Below are 18,694 nucleotides of genomic sequence, written 5' to 3' on the forward strand. Positions count from 1 at the left end.
GTTAAATACAAAGTCTGGTAGACAAGAGAGTCAGGATAGGTTTATCTAAACGAAATTTTTTCTTTACGACTTTTGTCGGTAAGTAATCGAGGGGGACCTCTTTGAAGAAGACATCTATTCGAAAACTGATCACTGCAGCATGTTTTATTATGGGATCCGTACATCTATCCGCAGAGGAAATAGTTACAACTAAGAAAGACGAACCGGATGGTTTTTACGGTTTGAAGATTGGTGGTATTCTCTCCCCTTCTTATAACCAGAGAATGAGAGATGGAGGTTCCGGTCTTGCTAACGCATATCAGAATGAAGAACCTGGCTTCTCCACTCCTTGGACCCTTTTAACCATTAATAAGGAATTTAAGGAAACAGGGGTTAACCTGGAACTATGGGGAGAATTATTACGTTCTGCGCAAGTAAGTGCGGATACAAGAATGGATGGAGGAGCTAAATCGAATCCATATATTTTAGGGATTAGAAGAGCACTTATTCGCAAAACTTGGGAAACTGGACTCGGCGAATATTCACTAACGTTCGGAATGCAGGAACTCCCACATACATACACCCAATGGAAAAATTATTGGAGATGGAGATATGTGGATAAAGGACCTCTGGAAAGTTTAGGATTTGCGCCTGCTCCCGCAGATATCGGATTAGGTGGAACCGGAAAATGGGACACTTTATCCGCTCAAGTTATTCTTTCCAACGGAGAAGGATACAGACAGACCCAAAACACAGACTCAACCGGTTTCGACCTTTCTTCCAGACTTTCTTATGAACCCAAGATTGGTGATGAGAATAGGATTGGTCTTCATTTCTTTTACAGATCCTCGAATTTAACAGGTTCCACTTCTTCCGATTGTAAGGAAGGAACAGCATGTCTTGCCTCGGATAATAATCCTTCTACCAACCTTAGAAAAGATGTTCGTTCCTTAGAAAGTGACTCTTATGCGGTAGAAGCTAATTTTGATCGTAAAAAAATTCTTAACTTCGGACTTGGATATGTGTTCAGAAAACAAAAAGGCGGAGAAGTCAGAGATGTTTCCAAACCATTCGGAGCAATAACTCCCGGTTTGGATTCCACGGGAACTGCCGCTTACGCCTGGTTGTCATTAGGATGGGGAGATTTCCGGATCGTAGGTAGATTAGAAGGAGGGAGCGGAAGAGATGGAATGCTTGCCGCAAACAGAACTCAGATCAACCAAATCGTGCCTGGAAGTCCAGAATCGGACTATTGGAATATACAAACCAATAGTATTGGACCTCTGGTGAATTCTTCCGGTTATTCTGTTCGTTCTTCATTCAGGAGAGGTTCCGTATTCGCAGAATGGAATATTACGGATTCTTTACGTGTTTCTATCGGATACACAGAGTCCAGAAACAGGGACAAGGACGGAGACAGAGAACAATCTTATGTGGACGGGTCAGGAAACGAAAGGACCAAAGCGGAGTATTTACAACAATTCCAAGGCGGTGCGAATAACGGGATCGTATCCTACGGCCGTCTGAACAAAGAGTTAACTCTTTGGACCACCATCGAATTTTAAGGAGATATTTATGAAACTAAGAGTGTGGATGATCTTAAGCTTAGTGCTTTCCATCGGTTCTTTGGTTTTAGTGAGCCAAGAAAATAAGGAGAAGGACGCAAGAGTTTCCTTCCTGATCGGAAAAGTACAATTACAAAAAGGCGGCAAGGGAAGTTGGAACATTTTAAAACAAGGGGACCTAGTTTCGGAAGGAGATATAGTTTCTACAGGAAACGCTTCTAAAACTACCCTACTCTATAAGGGTTCCGAATTCAAAGTCCTTCCAAATACAAAACTAAAAATTTCCAGTCTATACAACGAATCCAAAGATGGTAAACTGGAAGTACAAAGTGGATTTGCTTGGTTCCAACTAGTAAATCTAAAAGGTAAAAAATTAGAAGTGAGCACTCCTACTACCACTGCTGGAGTAAGAGGAACTGCATTTTCCGCATTCCATGACCATAAAACCAAGGATTCTTCCTTCTGCACTTGTGAAGGTAAGGTATTGATGAATGGAACAGGAGATCCAAAAGACGGAACCATGCAGGAAAAAGGAAATGGTGGCTATTATCCTGGTAGCGGAGAAGAACCTAAAAGAAGTTCTTACGAGGGGATTATAGTAAAATTCAAATCTCTTCCTCCATTCAAGGACCTGATGAAAAAGAATATTTCCTTAAAGAACTGCCTATCCTGCCATACACCTCAAGGTTGGACTCCGGAAGATTCCGTTCCAAGTGATGAGACTTACGGCGGAGGAAAAATGTAAATCTTTTAGAACAATTTTGGAATGTATAAGAGGCTCAGGAAACTGAGCCTCTTTTTTTATCCTAAGGGCAGGTGATCGCATTTCCAGGATTTGAAGCAAATGCTCCTTGGAACTGAAGTCCACCAAACAGATACGGATAAGCTTCCGAATTTGGGATAGGTATAGTTACCAATCTCAACTTATCCGTAGTGGATTGCAGATTACATTTATTTCCAGAGCTTGTATTCGTAATCGCATCCAAAGTTAAAGAACTAGGTAGAGGCACTTGTCTCAATACGTTATTTACCAAAGGAACGATCAAGGAACGGATCAAAGGATCAACCACTTGGAAAATTCCCTTAGGGTCCAGACCAAAAGGATTAAATGTAGGCCCTTCCAAAATGTCCATTGTATAAGACATGCTGGCCTCATCCTTACGGATTACAAGACTCATTGCATTCAAATTATTATATTGAGGTTTTCCCGTAGGATCCGGATTCACAAAAGGAATAAAATTGAAAGACCCATCCCCTTTTATACTCACTCTCACTGTATTCAACAGATAACGACAACTATTTGCAGCGTTATCTGCCGCAGCTGCGCTACAAGGCACAGAACTTCCGTTGCCAACATCGGTTCCAGGAAGTCTTCTTCCATATATTCTTAATTCTAAATCCGTAAAGTTCACAACCAAGGTAGGAAGAGAACTTGTACCCCCGAATTTGAACTCACCATTCGGAGCATGTATAGCATAGACATCTATGTCCACATCATCCATTGCACTTACATTCGGAACAAATTTGGTTGGGTCGCTCGGTTTTAATCCAACCAAAGGTCTACCTGGCGATAAGATATTCAGCAAAGTCCCAACTTTCACCAATTCTTGAGTTAACTCAAAAAGAGGATCTGAGCCTGCATACTGCTTGATCTGATTTATAAATTGTTTATTGATCCTTAAATTTAAGGCTCCATTTTGCCAGAGGCTATAAGCTGCTTGAGTTACAGTATCCGCATTCAAAGTAAGAAGTAAGCCAGGATTTGCATTACTTCTGGAGAATGGATATGTTTTTGTCATAGCTGATCCTGTCGGAATTGGACGAGTGCTTACAAAACCGGTAGCTAATTGATGTCCATGATAATTCGGATCCGTATTTGCAAGAGGTGTTTTTGCCACCAAAGATACACTTGCAGAAGTTAAAATCCCTTTGTTCGTACCATCCGATTTAACGATCGCATCATTTTGCGCCATCAATCTAAGAGATAAAGGGAAATTATTCAAGGGTGCTGGCAAATAATCAGGCAAAGTAACATCCAAACCTGGATTATTCAAAGAAACTAATACAGCATTCATTGCCTCCACTGATACCCTTTCCACGATATCTCTCAGCATTGATTGTGTTATATATGGTGTCGCCTGAGGAACCGCGTTATTCGCCACACTTTCAGTAATAGGAGAAAGCCATGAACCTAATGTGTCCGTAGCAGCGAGTAAATTTACTCCGGCTACATTTAGATTATTGGTCCATTCAGAAACATAGAAGTTCCCGTTTATCCCGTCCGTAGGTGTATATGGAGTTTTGATAGTAACTGCAATCTTACCTGCAGTATCGAAGCTTGCATTTGCTTTCGCTCTCGCCAAACGAGAAGTATATGGCGAGTTCGGATTTAAAGTAGCCGTTGTAGAGAATCCATATGTATCGTCATTTCCTAACAAACAAGCAAGACCAGTACAATCATGAGAATATCCGATAGTAGTGATATCAATCACGGATCTTTTTCCGTTTAGGTCTACACCCATTACGCCATCCGCTTGGACATAAATTGAATCTGTAATATTCGTAGTATTATCAGGAGCTAAAGGAGGAACTACCACATTATTGATATAAACATCCAACCACATAGGAAGGTTTCCGAGAAAGCTTGCAGTAATATTGAATGCACCGGTATTTCCTGCGATCCCACAATATCCGTTCCCGAATTGACCTGCCATATCCCCGTAAGTCTTCACATAGTTCACAGAAATAGGGAAATCGTTGGCAGTGATAGACCAAAAATCTATACATCTTCTATCTGAAAAATTCCCATTCCCGTCGGGATCTCTAAGAGGAGCGACATCAGTAGTCTTTGGAGATCCGGAGAAATCGTTAAAAGTTTTATTTGTGATCTTAAAATCCGCATGAGCAAATCTTTGTAGAATATTGGAAAATAACTTTAAAGTTTGTGCTTCATCAAAAACAGCCGCAGACGCATTGGAGATTAAAGCATAAGGAGTAGAATTTACTTTTCCATAATTGAATCCGAATGATCTACGGAAGGTTTTCCCATCGGCAGTAGAGATAAGGAATTCGTAAGCGTTCCCACCTTGGAAAGGTTTTAGTCCTAGTTTTGCTCCAGAAAAAGCATTCAAGTTCAATGAAGAAGCTAAAGGTGCTGTCATATCGCAAGGAGAAGCTGCACAAATTATATGTTCCGCAGTGGAACCCATATGTTTTAATTTAATAGTTTGGATTTGGTTTGGATTACTAGGATTGGAGAAACTAGCAGTCAGGTTCATAGAAATTGTACCAGGAGTTGCATCCAAGTAAGTCAGATCCTTTTGTGAATTCGCCGGCCCTACCCCAGTACCATTTAAGGACATCGTAATATAATAATCCGGCTCGGTAATGAAGCTGACCGTATAAGGTTGCAAACTTCCACCTTCCAAACCTTTCGAAGCAGAGGTCAAAGTAAGCTTGTAAGTAGTATTTGCTTTTAATTCCCGATAAGGATCGAATACTAATCTTCCACCGGATTTCCAATAGAAAGTTCCTCCCTTTTCAGTAGGAGGTCCAGGTAGAAGGGTCCCGTTATCTTCCGTAAATACAAAGTCAGCCTTTACCGTGCTTGAAACCATCGGTTCGGAGAAAACGATCTCTAAACTTTTATAACGATCTACCTGGGTGAGACTAGCTAAATTAAGAAGGACCTGAGGACCTGCAGTCCCGAAATCAACAGGCAATGTAGCAGGTGTATCCGTTTCAGTATAATTAATATTATTGGAAGTCCCGGGGATAGAACCTCCATCATCGATAGGTATCCCAATAGAACTAAGGAAGGAATCGAGCATTCCACCCCCTTTTTCGGAATCCTTACATCCCAAAAACATAAGGGGGAGCGTCAGACAGGTTATAACAACCGTCCGTTTAATAAAAATTCTATCTCTTTCACCCAATCCGGTAACCATTTTTTTTCTCCAGTCTTCAATCGCATGATTTCTTTCGAATTCGGCCGGAATCGGCACCCGTCAGTGCCTATCCAACCTCGGACTGGACCTTCTTCTTTCGAAAAACCGGCCCGGCCCTTAAGAGTTTATTTTCAATTTTGGAGAAAACTCTTTGGTTAGGAATTTATTCTATTTTTATAATATTATATTTCTATACTCTACCCTATTCTATTCCTATCTATACAACTTATTAAGGACATTGCACCACGGTTCCAGGATTTGTAGCAGCAGCTCCTTGGAACTGAAGACCTCCGAATAGATACGGATAAGGTTCCGTATTCGGGATCGGGATAGTGATCAATTTCAATTTATCAGTAGTAGACTGAAGATTACATACCGCACCCGAAGAAAAATTCGTAATAGCCGAAACGTTCAGAGATTTAGGCAAAGGCACTTGGCGTAATACGTTATTCACTAAAGGAATGATCAATGAACGGATCAATGGATCTACTACTTGAAAAATTCCCTTAGGATCCAGACCGAATGGGTTCACAGAATTTCCTTCAAGAATATCCAGAGTATAGGCCATACTATTCTCGTCTTTTTTGATCACAAGACTCATCGCGTTCAAATTATTATACTGTGGTTTTCCGGTAGGATCCGGATTCACAAATGGAATAAAATTGAAAGACCCATCCCCTTTGATACTTACACGCACCGTATTCAGAAGATAACGACAACTGTTTGCGGCATTATCCGCTGCCGCAGAAGAGCAGGTTATCGAACTTAAGGTAGGATACCCGATCTGAGTTCCGTTCGGTCTTCTTCCATAAATTCTTAATTCCAAATCCGTAAAGTTCACCACTAATGCAGGAATTGAATTCGCTCCGCCAAACTTAAACTCACCGTTAGGAGCATGGATCGCATATACATCAATATCCACATCATCCGACTGTTTTACATTTTGGATTAACTTACTAGAATCGCTTGGATTCAAACCTACTAAAGTGGATCTACCTGGAGCCAAAATATTCAGAAGAGTTCCGACTTTTACCAACTCTTGGGTCAACTGGAATAGAGGATCGGAACCCGCATATGCTGTGATCGAATCTATAAAAGGTTTATTGATCCTTAAATTTAATGCACCGTTTTGCCAGAGGCTATAAGCGGCCTGAGTAACAGTATCTGCAGTCAGGGTCAAAAGAAGTCCAGGGTTCGTGGAACTTTTAGAGAATGGGAAAGTTTTGGTCAAAGCATCTGCATTAGGAACAGGGCGAGTGCTCACAAAACCAGAAGCCAATTGGTGTCCGTGATAATTCGGATCCGTATTTATGAGTGGATTCTTGGCTACCAAAGCAACAGAAGCAGAACCAACTAATCCTTTATTCGCTCCAGAAACTGTAGGAGCTACATCCGTTTGGAATTTCAATTTTAAGGAAAGAGGGAAACTTTGGAGAGGTGTCGGAAGATAATCCGGTAAGATAACATCCAAACCAGGGTTCGCCAAAGAAGTCACAACTGCATTCAACGCGTTAGGCGCAACCTTTTGGATCACGTCTTTTAGCATGGATTGAGTGATTGCAGGTTTAAGAGCAGGAACCATTCCGTTCGCAATAGAAGCAGTCACGGAAGATAAAAGGTCCGCTGCCCAGGAAGTAGAATCCACATAGTCGACGGAATCCAGATCTCCTGCATTGTTTTTTACACGTAAATGGTCGGACCATTCTTTTGTATAAAAATTATCGGCAGTGGTATTTGCAGGTAGGGCTGCTATTGTTAATGGAGTTTTAATTGCAATATTAAATTCCCCATTCGAATCCACGATAGTATTCGTATTTGCTACTGCGGCACGAGGACTTGCGGTCTCATTTAAATTCACTTCTGCGATAGTAGTGAAATAGAACTTACTACCGGAGCCTACAAGTCCTATACCGATAGCATTCCTGTTTCTTGCGATGATAGCAAGATTGATGATCGCCTTACGACCGTTAATATTCACTTTCAGGTTATTATTTGCAGGAACACTTAAACCTGCAGTGATCGTAGGATCAGCTCCAGTCATAGCAGGGATATTAACCCCAGTAATATAAACGTCCATATCGAAGTCGGAACAACCTAAGAAACATCCATTACCTACGAATGCTCCGGGATTTGCACCTGCTGCTCCGCAATATCCGTCTCCATTATCAGGGTCTGTAGAATCACCGAAACTACGGATAAAATTGATCTCTGAATGATAATCGATACAATGGCTAGTTCTTTTCCCGGTACTCTTCGGATTATTCGAAAAATCTGAAAAAGATTTATTAACGATCTTATAATCGTTTTTAGCGAATCTCTCTAAAATTTGGCCGAACAATTTTAACGCCTGGGTCTCATCCACAATCACTGCCGCACCATTCGTGATTAAAGCATATGGAGAAGTATTTACTTTTCCATAATTGAATCCGAATGATCTACGGAATACTTTACCGTTAGCAGTAGTGATCTCAAAGATATAAGCATTTCCACCTTGGAAAGGTTTTAAGCCCACTTTTGCTCCGGAGAAGGTATTCAGATTTAAAGAAGAAGCAAGAGGAACGGTCATATCGCAAGGAGGAGCGGCACAGATCACATGCTCCGCGGTAGAGCTTAAATGTTTCAGTTTGATCGTCTGGATGGCATTCGTACCGCTGATCGGAGAAGAAAAACTTGCGTTCAAGTTCATCGCGATTGTTCCAGGAGCAGCGTCTGTATAGGTTAAGTCCTTAGAAGAATTTGCAGGACCAACTGCTGTTCCGTTTAACGTAGCACCGATCAGATAATCGGGCTCGGTAGTAAATTCTATTGTATAAGGTTGAAGATTTCCACCTTCTAAACCTTGAGAAGCACTAGTCAAAGTTAGCTGATACGTAGTATTCGGCTTCAACTCTTTGTAAGGGTCAAAGATCAATCTACCGCCAGATTTCCAATAAAAGGATCCGCCCTTTTCAGCAGCAGGCCCCGGCAATAAGGTTCCGGTTTTTTCCTTCAGAACAAAATCACCATTCACTGTAGATTGAGTCATAGGCTCAGAGAAAACAATCTCCAGACTTTTATAACGATCTACTTGGTCGGTAGAAGATAAATTTAATAATGCTTGGGGCCCGGCAGTTCCAAAATCCACAGGAAGAGTCGCAGGTTCATCGGTGTCTTTATATGGAGTTAAAGACGCACTAGTAGGAAGGCTTCCTCCGGAATCAGTAGCGATCCCGAGGCTTGCAAAGATTGAATCAGAAAGGCTCGCTTGTTTTTCTGCCCCGCATCCAATAGATACGAATAGCACAGCGAAACTGATAAGTAAAAATCCTTTGAATGTTTGCATCTTCATTTGTGTCGGTAGTCCCGTTATATATCTATTTTTCATCTTAGTGAGAATATCGCATTCATATCGTCCCAGTACGTCGACGTGGGCTGTCCATTATTCCAATTGTCATAGAAGAAGGCGTCTGATCCGGAGAAACGACGACCTCTTTCATAAATATCACCGAACAATCCGATCAATGTCCCCGCAGAATAAAGGAATGCCCTGTTATCCATAAGAGAAGTTTGGATCATATCGGATCTCAGAAGTACTTTAGTATTTTCGAATAGTTCCTCTACAGTGTATTGAGAAGACATGTTCGCATTCTTCTCTAAGAAACTGAAGAAGCTTCCAGGTTTACCTAATTGATAACCTGTTGCGTATAAGTTCCTTCCATAAGGAGCCATAGAATCCAAAACAGGAGGAAGACTTGTGGTCAAAATATCGGAAAGAGTATAAGTTCTTGTATCCAGAGCAGTGTTATTCGGGTCAGTATCATCTCCCACATAGAAGAGAGAAGAAATTAGATCCAAAGTATTTGTAATTTCACTCGCTGTGAGTTGGATATCCAACAGGAGATCCAATAAGAAATCCAAAGATTTCACTAAAGACCATCCGGAAGATCTGGAAACGTAATCACGGATCCTTCTGACCAGATCATCTACTTTTACCCAGGTTGGGGCATATAGATCATTTCGAGGGCGATCATCGTATTTATCTGCTATACGATAAACTAACCAATCAATCCCTTCATCGATAGCGAATTGGTTCGGACAGTTTGTTTGGAAATTCGCTTCTCCACCACAATCTGACCAAAGTTTTGTTTGGCCCAAGATGCCGGATAGACCATCCATCACCTTTCCCAGAGCATCTGCCTTTGCAGGATCTCCAAGATTTGTGGTGAACTTGATGAGTCCGGAAAGAATATCAGTTTTACTTAATAGATCCAAAGGACCGTCGGTCATACGGTTGCGATCAGTGCTTGTTGGTGTAGATGTACCTTCTATCAAAACACTGAGAAGACTTCTGTAATTTTTAGAAGCTTTGTATTCAACAGGAGTAGCTGCGGGATTTCTCAATCCTGAGGCAATTCCTACAGTTCGAATTTGAATAAAGCTCGGTTTTGCAGGAAGATTGTCTCCCAATCTTGCAGTTTCATCCTGGCCAAAAAAAACATATGGTCGTGAAAAGATTTCAGCAAGTCCTGTAAAAAGTTTATAAGGATTTTTTCCTGCAGTTCTATTCGCAGGGATTTTAGCATCATCACCCAATGCTTTAGCCAATGCGACTATGAAAGGAGTTAAACGATTTCTTTTATTCCAGTTAGTATTTACTTGAGAAGGAGGAGTATCTGTCGTCCCCAAGAAACCAAGCTGCTTGATCACACCCGCATTTTGAGATATTACGGGAGGAATCATTCCATACACAGTAGCTGGATCTGGAATTAAAAGAGGGAACAAAGCAGAATATACTGCAGTAACTTGGAAACCTTCGTTACCTGCTAGACCGTAACCCCATCCTTCCACCAAGAAAGCCGAATCAGCAGGTTCATTGGATAGATCCTGAAGATTCGTATCTTGAACTACCCAAGGTCCCGCTTGAGTATTTGAATCAAAAGACTTAAGTGGAGTTCCCTTCTTCTTCCAAAACCCATTGAAGTTTGTGCAATCATCTTTTAACGGACCACAATTCGGGCTTAGGTTCATCATTCCCATGATCCCATTTCCGATCGCTGTGATAAATAATGCTTCTTGGTAAGTAACTGTAGCAGCTAACTTAGCCCTAACAGGAAGAACTGCTACGAATCTTTTTTCGTATAGTAGCCACTGTAAATTTTTATAGAACGCTTCTTCTGCACTTGCTACTAAGACTGGAGCAGGAACTGTTTCGGTTAGAGAATAGAATCCTTTATTAGTTAATACGGCAGAAGCGGCAGTTTGATCCACTCCCCCAAGATAAATTCTTCTTTCTCCGCCCGTTCCCGGATCAATTTGAATATAATATTTGGAAGTATTCCAACTAGGCTGGTATTGTAAGAGATTTCCGTTCGGCGCAATAGGTTGCCCGCCACCATCAGTTTGGCTATAATAAGGACCATATCCTTCTAAGGTAACTTTAACGATCCAATCCAACATCCATGGAACTGTCTTATTATAAAGTTTGTCAAATTGGGATTCGTTCATTACAGCGCCACCTGTAGAAGTATCCGTAATCGGAAGAGTCTCTCCTCTGGAAGCGGCTTCTAAAATAGATAGAACCCTAGTATTGAAACCTATTCTGTATACCGATCCGTCTCTAAATACCTTCGAACTTGTGCGGCTTAATTCAGTAATATTCTTAAAATTGAATGAATCACCGGTTCCAATCGCTGACCCCATACTAAACATTGCATCACCTAAGGTCAGCTCACCACCGGTTGTTACTGGGCCGGTATCAGTTAATGCATTATTAACAACTTGAGTTGTGCTGCTATTTCCGGAATCAACCGGATTCCATCTATAACCGTAATTATCTGCAAGTGTAAGAACAATGAATAGTGTCTCAAGAGATGAAAGAGGGCGACTTTCCACATCCGTCTGGCGATTTCGTCCGTCACCATCTAATTGCAGAAGATCTTTGAATGTCTGGCTGGAACCGGAAGAATTACGCATAAAGTCGAGTAAGTATGCATTCTTAGCGGTCTCTTTCAGAACGTTTACAGTTACATCTCCCTGAGCAAAAATTAATCCCTTAATCGTTACGAACAAATCTCGTAACATCGTTCTCAATTCAGCAGGTTTTAAAGTACCACCTGGATTATTATAAGCCGCGTTCGTCGAATATTCGTTAGCAGTTGGCTCTGCAGGAGAAGTAGTATTTACGGTGAAGAAGTTCTCAGCGTTTATTATAAAATTCTTAAATGAGGTTTGAGGAGTCATCTGGTCCGCGAACCCGGCAGCCTTATACATCATCTCGCCGAAATCATAAACGAGAGAAATAAATCCTTCTTTTAAAGAACGATCCGTAAGGAGAGAAGGAGCAAAAAATCCTCCTAATAGATTCTCCACTCCCGTGCGGAATGTGGTATTTTTGCGTAATCCTTTATAAAGAAAATCTTCTATATCATGAAGATTGTCCACAGTGTCCGGATCTACAAGAAGATCAGCGGTATCGTGTATGGAGGTCGCGACTTGATTCGCAGTTTTAGTATTATATTCTATTAAAAGTTGATTCGCGCCAAGAGGCATGAGATTGCGAACCACAGGTTTATTATAATGACGTATCTTTTCAAAAACCGGCTGGATAGAAGAATATGCGGCAGGATTCGAAGTTTGCATCTTTTCGATCATGTCCGCAAGACCCAAAGAAAGAGTTTGAACACTAGTTCTACTCTGCAACATTGCGGATTCTAATGCGCGAATTGTACCTAAATTATCTGTTCTTGGCGCTTGGGAGAGCGCATCACCCAAGGCGTCATTGAAGCCAACCGGGTCCATATTGGTAAAAAAACTCTTCACCACCGGATAAGGATTCAAAAAACTGAATAAAGAAACACCTTGGTAGTCGTCGGTATTATCTGAGAATTGAGAAATTCCGTTCTTGTCCGTTCCCGCATGAGAGCAAGCCCCGGATAATGAGAATATAAGAGAAATGAAAATTATATTTTTCTTAAAATCAAGAAGGCGAAATTTTCCCCTGGTGATTTCTCCTATTGGCAGCATCTTCATCCCTTAAACCTCTCTGGGTCCATGTTCGCTTTTTTGAACAATTGTTATTTTTTAGAACCAGAACGGCTTCTATTTATACCGTGGTTCCAAAAAACCTTCAATCTTTTTTTATATCAATTGTTCGAATCGTGTATCGATCGCTATACTGGTACATACTATAACGGTATAGACAAGGACTTTTTTCACTATAATTGATGATTTTTGGGATAACGTACGTTATTTTTAACTGTCTTATACGTCTCTTATTTTCTCAGAATTCCACTTAAAATCATGTTCTAAAGCATGATTTAATCTAGGTTTCGAATGAACGCACGTTAATTTTTTGGAAAGTTTTTATTGACAATACCTGATTTCAGAAACCAGGAAAAATAAAAAAGGCCGAGAAATTCCCGGCCTTTTCTTTATTACATTTTGAATATGTAAACTATGCTGTTGCCGCTTTCTTTTTATAGATAGCGTAACCGATCGCAGCAAGTCCCAATATCAACCAAATATACCAGAACTTCACAAGAAGAATGGTAACAGCAGTAATCACAAATGCCACTACTCCGAAAACGATAGAAAGTGCAGCTTTTCCTAATTCTCCCACAAGTGGAACAAAACTTAAAAGAGAAAGTAATGGTCCTGCCAGAAGATTAAAACTTACCCACATCGCGATAAAACAACCTAGCCTCATCAGCCATTTTTTAGTATTATCATCGCTTTGGATGTCCTTCATAGTGGTTTGGAAATCACCCACGGATGCATTTAAAAATTTATTACCTTCTTCACTGGTAAATTGACCGATTGAGTTTCCGCTCACGGCTCCCACAAAAGTCATACTTTCATCCGGAATCGGAACTAAGGATACACTGATCCTTTCACAACCATCACTTTGGTCGCTCGCACATTTTTGAGATAAGTAGATATGATCTCCTTCAGCAATTCCTTTGGTTAACTCCGCTGATTCGGGATGAATAGAAGGCACAGCAGAAGTAAGATCTACTTTGGTCAAATTCACGCTATATGTTTTACCATCATCCGTTTTTACTTTCCCATCAGAAGCAACGTCACTTCTATCATCTACCGTAGCTTGGTAGAAAGGTTTAGACTTACATGCAGGATCTTTAAAATTTTTAGGATTTTTTGGAGAAGAGATCCAATCCAATTTGCAATCGTATGTTTTCTTTTTGGTTTTAGAATCTTCGTCAACGGTCTCTTCCCAAGCATATACTTCGGAAGATTGAGAATAGGAAATATATTTTCCAGGTTTTACGAACTCTCCACCCAAAGCATCAGCGCTTAACTTACCGGTAACGTAAGATGCAATCCCCGGTTTTGCATCAGCTGCCGGTAATGCACCTTTTAGAGCCGCGCTTGCTTGTTCGCAAGTTTCTACTTGATATATCAAAAATAAGGAAAGTGGGAATAATACTACTCCAGTCAACATTCCTTTGAACGAGTCACCGATCGATCCGAATATGCTCGAACCTTCCCCTGATTCTTCAAACGCCATGAAAAAACCTCCCAACTGGCCTTAAAAAAGACGAAAGGGCATTTTACATTCCACACAATTCGTTAGGCAATATCTTTTTTCCAATCGGAAAAGAAGAAGGTCAGTTCTCCAAACGTACGTTTTAGAAAAAAGTCTTATATTAGATCTTAGCGGCAGCGATGCGAAGTGGAAGTCACGAAGTGACCGAAGCGTTATTTTAGAAGAGTTCCAACCAAGCTTTGCGGATATCCGCTTTTTCCATAAAATAAGTCCCGATAAGTGCGGCATCCACATGGGGACGAAATTCATCCAAGTCTGCCTTACTCTTTACACCGGATTCTCCTACTTTCACTATATTAGGAGAAAGTTTAGAAGCTACCTTAGGGACCAGATCCTGATGAATGCTGAAATCATCCAAGTCTCGAGTATTGATCCCAACAATATTTGCACCTGCTTTTGTTGCGATTATAGCTTCTTCTTCCGTATGGATCTCAGTGAGAACATCCATATTATACTTTTTAGCTTCTTTAATGAGTTCCGAGAGTTTTTCAGGTGTGAGGATGCGGACGATGAGTAGAATTGCAGCTGCTCCGAATTCTCGAGCTTCCGCAACTTGTTTTGAATCTATTATAAAATCTTTTCTTAATATAGGTAAATTCACCTGAGAAGAAACATTTTTGAGATCTTCCAGAGACCCGCCGAAAAATTTTTTATCGGTGAGGACAGAGATCGCAGTAGCACCACATTCTGAATACGTTTTTGCGATGGATACAGCATCATATTCTTGCCGGATTATCCCGGCAGAAGGACTCATTTTTTTACATTCTGAGATGATTGAAAATTTACGGGAACGAAGCGATTGCCACAAACCTACTCCAGAATATGGAGCAGGCCTATATTCGGGAATGGTTTCAATTTCCCTTTTTTTTTCTTCTACGATTTCTTGGAGAACCCGATGTAACGCCATCATCGGTTATGCACGAAAAGTTCGAAGCGCTTCGTCCTCAGTTTCGCGGATATCAAATAGAGAGGTTAATTCGATCACATCGAAAATTCTTTTGACCGCCGGTTTGATCCCACAAATTTTGAGACCACCTTCTTTTGCGTTCAATTTTCTAAGTGTAGAAATGCAAGCCCTGAATCCAGATGAAGACATATAGTCTACGTCTTGCATGTTCAGAATAACCCTGGTATGTCCTTGGTTATCAATTAGATCGTTCAGATTTTCTTCCACCTCGTTTGCAATGGAAACGTCCAAACGTCCCTTGAGGTAAACTATTAGAACTCCGTCCTGTACCTTATGATCGAGCAAAGGAACCTACCCTAGCGATAATTTAGAGACAATTCTCGATGCAAAAAATAGCCTGTCAACCAAGTTCCCCAAGATGAAGAATTTTCCTACCTCCTTATTAGGCCAAAGAGTCCTGGTTCTCGGCGGGGGAGTTTCCGGCATGGCGGCTCTCCGACTCTTGAAAGAGAGACAGGCGAATGCTGTTCTTTGTAATTCGGTACCCCTTCCAGATTTAGATGTAACTTTCGTAGGCGAAGATGTAATTTTAGCGGACCTTCTTCCAATCGCACTTATCGTAAAAAGTCCGGGAATTTCTCCTTCTCATTCCGTAATTTCCCAAGCGAATTCTCTCGCGATCCCGGTAGTTTCCGAAGTGGAATTAGCGAGAGCGTTCTATTCCGGAAAATTGATCGGAGTTACTGGGACGGATGGAAAATCCACAACCACATCCCTTACTACACATTTAGTTTCTGCCGATTTTCCTGGAGCGACTGCCGGAGGAAATATCGGTTTGGCATTCAGCGATTTCTGTCTAAAACCGGTCCCACTTTCCGTGCTGGAACTTTCCAGTTATCAGTTAGAAGATTCTGGTCCATTGGAACTTAACGTATCTGTAATATTAAATCTTGCTTCCGATCATTTAGAAAGGCATAAAAGTTTGGACAATTATTTTGCAGCCAAAACTCGGATCGTAGACAACACTAATCCTCGTCATACTCTTGTGACTAGTTCCAAACTTTTTAAAGAAAGGATTCAGAAATTAGGATGGTCCTGCAAAATTTTAGTATTCGGTAGAGAATCAGGAAACGACGCAATCATCTCGGAAGAAGAAAGGACAATCAAAACCGCAAACGCTGTTTATGACACAAAAAGATTTCCTCTTCCTGGAGGCCATAATTTAGATAATCTGGCCGCGTCTATCTTAGCCTCTGAATCGATAGGTGCAAAACCGGAACATATACAAAACTTGATCGGTACATTTAAAGGTCTTCCTCATCGTTTCCAGCATGCTGGTAAAGCGGCGGGTATTTCATTTATCAATGATTCCAAATCCACTAATCTTCATAGTATGCTCGCAGGTTTAAGTACCTGGAAGGATAAGAAGGGTACATTCCTGATCTTGGGAGGAAGACCTAAAGCAGAACCTCTGGAACCTCTGAAAGAATTTTTGGCCTCAGGTATCGGTTGGGTCTTATTAATAGGAGAAGCGAGAGAAACCTGGGCTCCGGTGATCTCTCCTATTTTAGGTTCTCATTTGATCGTAGCGGATAATTTAGAAGAAGGTTTTTCTCAGATCAAAACTGCAGTACGTTCAGGAAGAGCAAGAGTATCGTCTGTAGTATTTTCGCCTGCTTGCGCAAGTTTCGATCTATATAAAAATTTTGAAGAAAGAGGAGAACATTTTCTGAAACTTGTCTCCGATTGGTCCAGAGAAGAACCTTAGATTTATTTAATATGTCCTTGGTGGTTTAATTTTTCCCAGACCTTGGATTCTACGAATACTTTTAATAGATCCCCGTCCAAATGATTTTCCTTGGCTTCCATTTCTAAAATGTCCAAGGCTCTATCTACTGGAACCGCTTTCTTATAAGGTCTATCCTGATCCGTTAGAGCATCGAATATATCCGAGATGGTCATGATCCTGGATTGGATAGGGATATCTTCTCCGGAAAGTCCTCTTGGATATCCTGTTCCATTTAATTTTTCGTGGTGAGCATGTGCAATCGTAGGCACCATTTTAAGATCGTTTGTCCAAGGGATCTTACTCAAAAATTGGAATGTATGCTCCACATGGGATTCGATCTCTTTTCTTTCATCAAAATCTAAAGAACCTTTTTTGATGGTTAAAAATCCAAACTCGTAAGGAGAGATGAGTCCTACATTTTCTCCTTCTGTGGTGATATATTGCATCTTAGCGATCTCTTCTAAGAACTGAGAATTCGCCTCTTCTAAAATAGAAGGTTCGTTACTCTGGCTGATAATTTGGAACATAGAGGTGAGTCTTTTACATTCTTCGTTAAACTCGAACTCTATCGCTTTTTCAAAATCGGAATATCCTGCGGGCCCATGTTTTTTTAAATATTCCACTTTTCTTAAGTTCAATTTAGATTCAAAATCTTTCTTTAAGTAGCGGAATCTCCAGTCGATCAAACTGATCTCTAGATCTTCTAATTTTTTGGCTTTTACCAAAACTTTTTCTCTCACTCCTACTTTTCCAAAATCATGGAGTAGAGAAGCATACCTGATCTCTTTCAGCTGTTCTTTGGAAAATTTTGTTTCCTTATATTTTCCGAAATCAACTCGATCTAAGGTTTCTGCGAGTCCTACAGTTAATACTGCGACTCTAAAAGAGTGACCACTTGTGGTTGGGTCCCTGGCTTCAATCGCATTTACTGATGCAGTTACAAATCCTTCGAATAATGTTTCAATCTCTCTTAAGAGATAATTATTTTGTATGGCGACTGCAGCTTGTCCTGCAACTCCGAGCACTAATTGACTGGAATAATCGTCGAAAGGTTGGATTTCTTCCCCTTTCATTTGTTCAACAGTTAATTTTTGGCTAAAATTCCTTTTGCGATTAATAAGCTGAAGAACACCTACTACATCTCCCCTATGACCTTTCATAGGAACAACGAGCATGGATTTTGTATGATAATTCGATAATATATCAAAATTACTATTGAAGGAGAATTCGGCATCCTCAGGCAGATCATAAACATCTTGTATGTTCAAAACCTTACCCGTTTCTGCAACATAACCTGCAATGCTGGACTTATTGATCGGAAGAATAAACTCCTCCGTATCGATACTCAATGCGGAAATTTTAAAACGTAAATTTCGAACAAAACCTATATCATCTTGTTCTACCAAATACAAGGAACCGGAGTCAGCGTTACAGATCTCTCTTGCGCTATACAAGATCTCTCTAAGAAGTTTATCAAAATCTTTCTCATTTGCTAAACTAATACCAATTCTGGTCAGTCGATTGATCTCATATTTTGCAGTATTGATCTTATGCAATAGATCAAACTGATCAGTGATCATATGCAGATGGAGAAATCCGTTTACAAACGTTTTAGAAAGATGGAGATCGGAAGTGACCTCAGGTAATATTCCGAAAATCAGATCATCTTCAATTTCGGTATTTTTATAACCTTCGTAGCCAAGATCCGCATTCAAAATAAACCTGGCCAAGATCAGGGGATTATTCTTGAGTTGTTCTCTGATCTTACTGTGCTCCGACTCTAATGTTTTGTCGGAGATATAAAATAAAATGTCTACGAATTGTGGAGTGTCTCTGATCTCACTAGACTCGAAAAAGTCTTTCAGATTGATCAGCTCAGCCGTCATCTTAGTACGGAGGATCGAAAGTCTTCCAGCAAGAATAGCGGAATCCGTTACGATATATTGCTTAAACTTGGATTCCATC

Annotated in this window: 10 protein-coding genes; 3 read left to right on the forward strand and 7 right to left on the reverse strand. The window is 40.6% G+C overall.

Annotated elements, in window-relative coordinates:
* Positions 1–101 precede the first annotated feature (101 nt).
* Both EHO65_RS05565 and EHO65_RS05570 read left to right on the forward strand, forming a co-directional pair.
* The gene (locus EHO65_RS05565) at positions 102–1,544 is read left to right on the forward strand and encodes a hypothetical protein (protein ID WP_135773156.1); all 1,443 of its coding nucleotides are present in this window, start codon (positions 102–104) and stop codon (positions 1,542–1,544) included.
* A 10-nt stretch (positions 1,545–1,554) separates the two neighbouring features.
* Positions 1,555–2,289 (forward strand): FecR family protein, encoded by a 735-nt coding sequence (locus EHO65_RS05570; RefSeq protein ID WP_135773157.1) that lies wholly within the window; start codon positions 1,555–1,557, stop codon positions 2,287–2,289.
* Positions 2,290–2,350: 61 nt separating this feature from the next.
* Here EHO65_RS05570 and EHO65_RS05575 read toward each other — a convergent pair whose 3' ends face one another.
* The 6 genes from EHO65_RS05575 to EHO65_RS05600 form a co-directional block, all read right to left on the reverse strand.
* On the reverse strand, positions 2,351–5,491 hold the full coding sequence (locus EHO65_RS05575; RefSeq protein WP_135773158.1) for an Ig-like domain-containing domain: 3,141 nt from the start codon (positions 5,489–5,491) through the stop codon (positions 2,351–2,353).
* A 229-nt stretch (positions 5,492–5,720) separates the two neighbouring features.
* Entirely contained in the window at positions 5,721–8,819 is a 3,099-nt protein-coding gene (locus EHO65_RS05580) for an Ig-like domain-containing domain (protein WP_135773159.1), read from the reverse strand.
* 32 nt (positions 8,820–8,851) lie between these two features.
* Positions 8,852–12,499: a hypothetical protein gene (locus EHO65_RS05585; RefSeq protein ID WP_425269327.1), complete on the reverse strand. Its 3,648-nt coding sequence runs from the start codon at positions 12,497–12,499 to the stop codon at positions 8,852–8,854.
* Between the two features lie 424 nt (positions 12,500–12,923).
* Positions 12,924–13,994, reverse strand: a complete 1,071-nt coding sequence (locus EHO65_RS05590; RefSeq protein WP_135773161.1) for a TMEM43 family protein — start codon at positions 13,992–13,994, stop codon at positions 12,924–12,926.
* Positions 13,995–14,190: 196 nt separating this feature from the next.
* Complete coding sequence (locus EHO65_RS05595; protein WP_135773162.1) at positions 14,191–14,943, reverse strand: beta/alpha barrel domain-containing protein; 753 nt, start codon at positions 14,941–14,943, stop codon at positions 14,191–14,193.
* Between the two features lie 3 nt (positions 14,944–14,946).
* Complete coding sequence (locus EHO65_RS05600; RefSeq protein WP_008596972.1) at positions 14,947–15,285, reverse strand: STAS domain-containing protein; 339 nt, start codon at positions 15,283–15,285, stop codon at positions 14,947–14,949.
* A 73-nt stretch (positions 15,286–15,358) separates the two neighbouring features.
* Between EHO65_RS05600 and murD the strand changes: the two genes are divergently transcribed.
* Positions 15,359–16,708 carry a UDP-N-acetylmuramoyl-L-alanine--D-glutamate ligase gene (gene murD, locus EHO65_RS05605; RefSeq protein WP_135773163.1) on the forward strand — a complete coding sequence of 450 codons (1,350 nt, stop codon included), beginning with the start codon at positions 15,359–15,361 and terminating at the stop codon, positions 16,706–16,708.
* 2 nt (positions 16,709–16,710) lie between these two features.
* Here the strand turns inward: murD and EHO65_RS05610 are convergent, their stop codons facing one another.
* Positions 16,711–18,693: an HD family phosphohydrolase gene (locus EHO65_RS05610; protein WP_135773164.1), complete on the reverse strand. Its 1,983-nt coding sequence runs from the start codon at positions 18,691–18,693 to the stop codon at positions 16,711–16,713.
* Position 18,694 lies beyond the last annotated feature (1 nt).

The organism is Leptospira andrefontaineae (genome assembly GCF_004770105.1).
Taxonomy (GTDB): domain Bacteria; phylum Spirochaetota; class Leptospiria; order Leptospirales; family Leptospiraceae; genus Leptospira_B; species Leptospira_B andrefontaineae.

Bases quoted from the DNA above. Each gene is read 5' to 3' on its own strand.
- EHO65_RS05575 (WP_135773158.1), bottom strand. From the start codon at position 5,491: ATGGTTACCGGATTGGGTGAAAGAGATAGAATTTTTATTAAACGGACG.
- murD (WP_135773163.1), top strand. From the start codon at position 15,359: ATGAAGAATTTTCCTACCTCCTTATTAGGCCAAAGAGTCCTGGTTCTC.
- EHO65_RS05570 (WP_135773157.1), top strand. From the start codon at position 1,555: ATGAAACTAAGAGTGTGGATGATCTTAAGCTTAGTGCTTTCCATCGGT.
- EHO65_RS05610 (WP_135773164.1), bottom strand. From the start codon at position 18,693: ATGGAATCCAAGTTTAAGCAATATATCGTAACGGATTCCGCTATTCTT.
- EHO65_RS05580 (WP_135773159.1), bottom strand. From the start codon at position 8,819: ATGAAGATGCAAACATTCAAAGGATTTTTACTTATCAGTTTCGCTGTG.
- EHO65_RS05595 (WP_135773162.1), bottom strand. From the start codon at position 14,943: ATGATGGCGTTACATCGGGTTCTCCAAGAAATCGTAGAAGAAAAAAAA.
- EHO65_RS05585 (WP_425269327.1), bottom strand. From the start codon at position 12,499: ATGAAGATGCTGCCAATAGGAGAAATCACCAGGGGAAAATTTCGCCTT.
- EHO65_RS05590 (WP_135773161.1), bottom strand. From the start codon at position 13,994: ATGGCGTTTGAAGAATCAGGGGAAGGTTCGAGCATATTCGGATCGATC.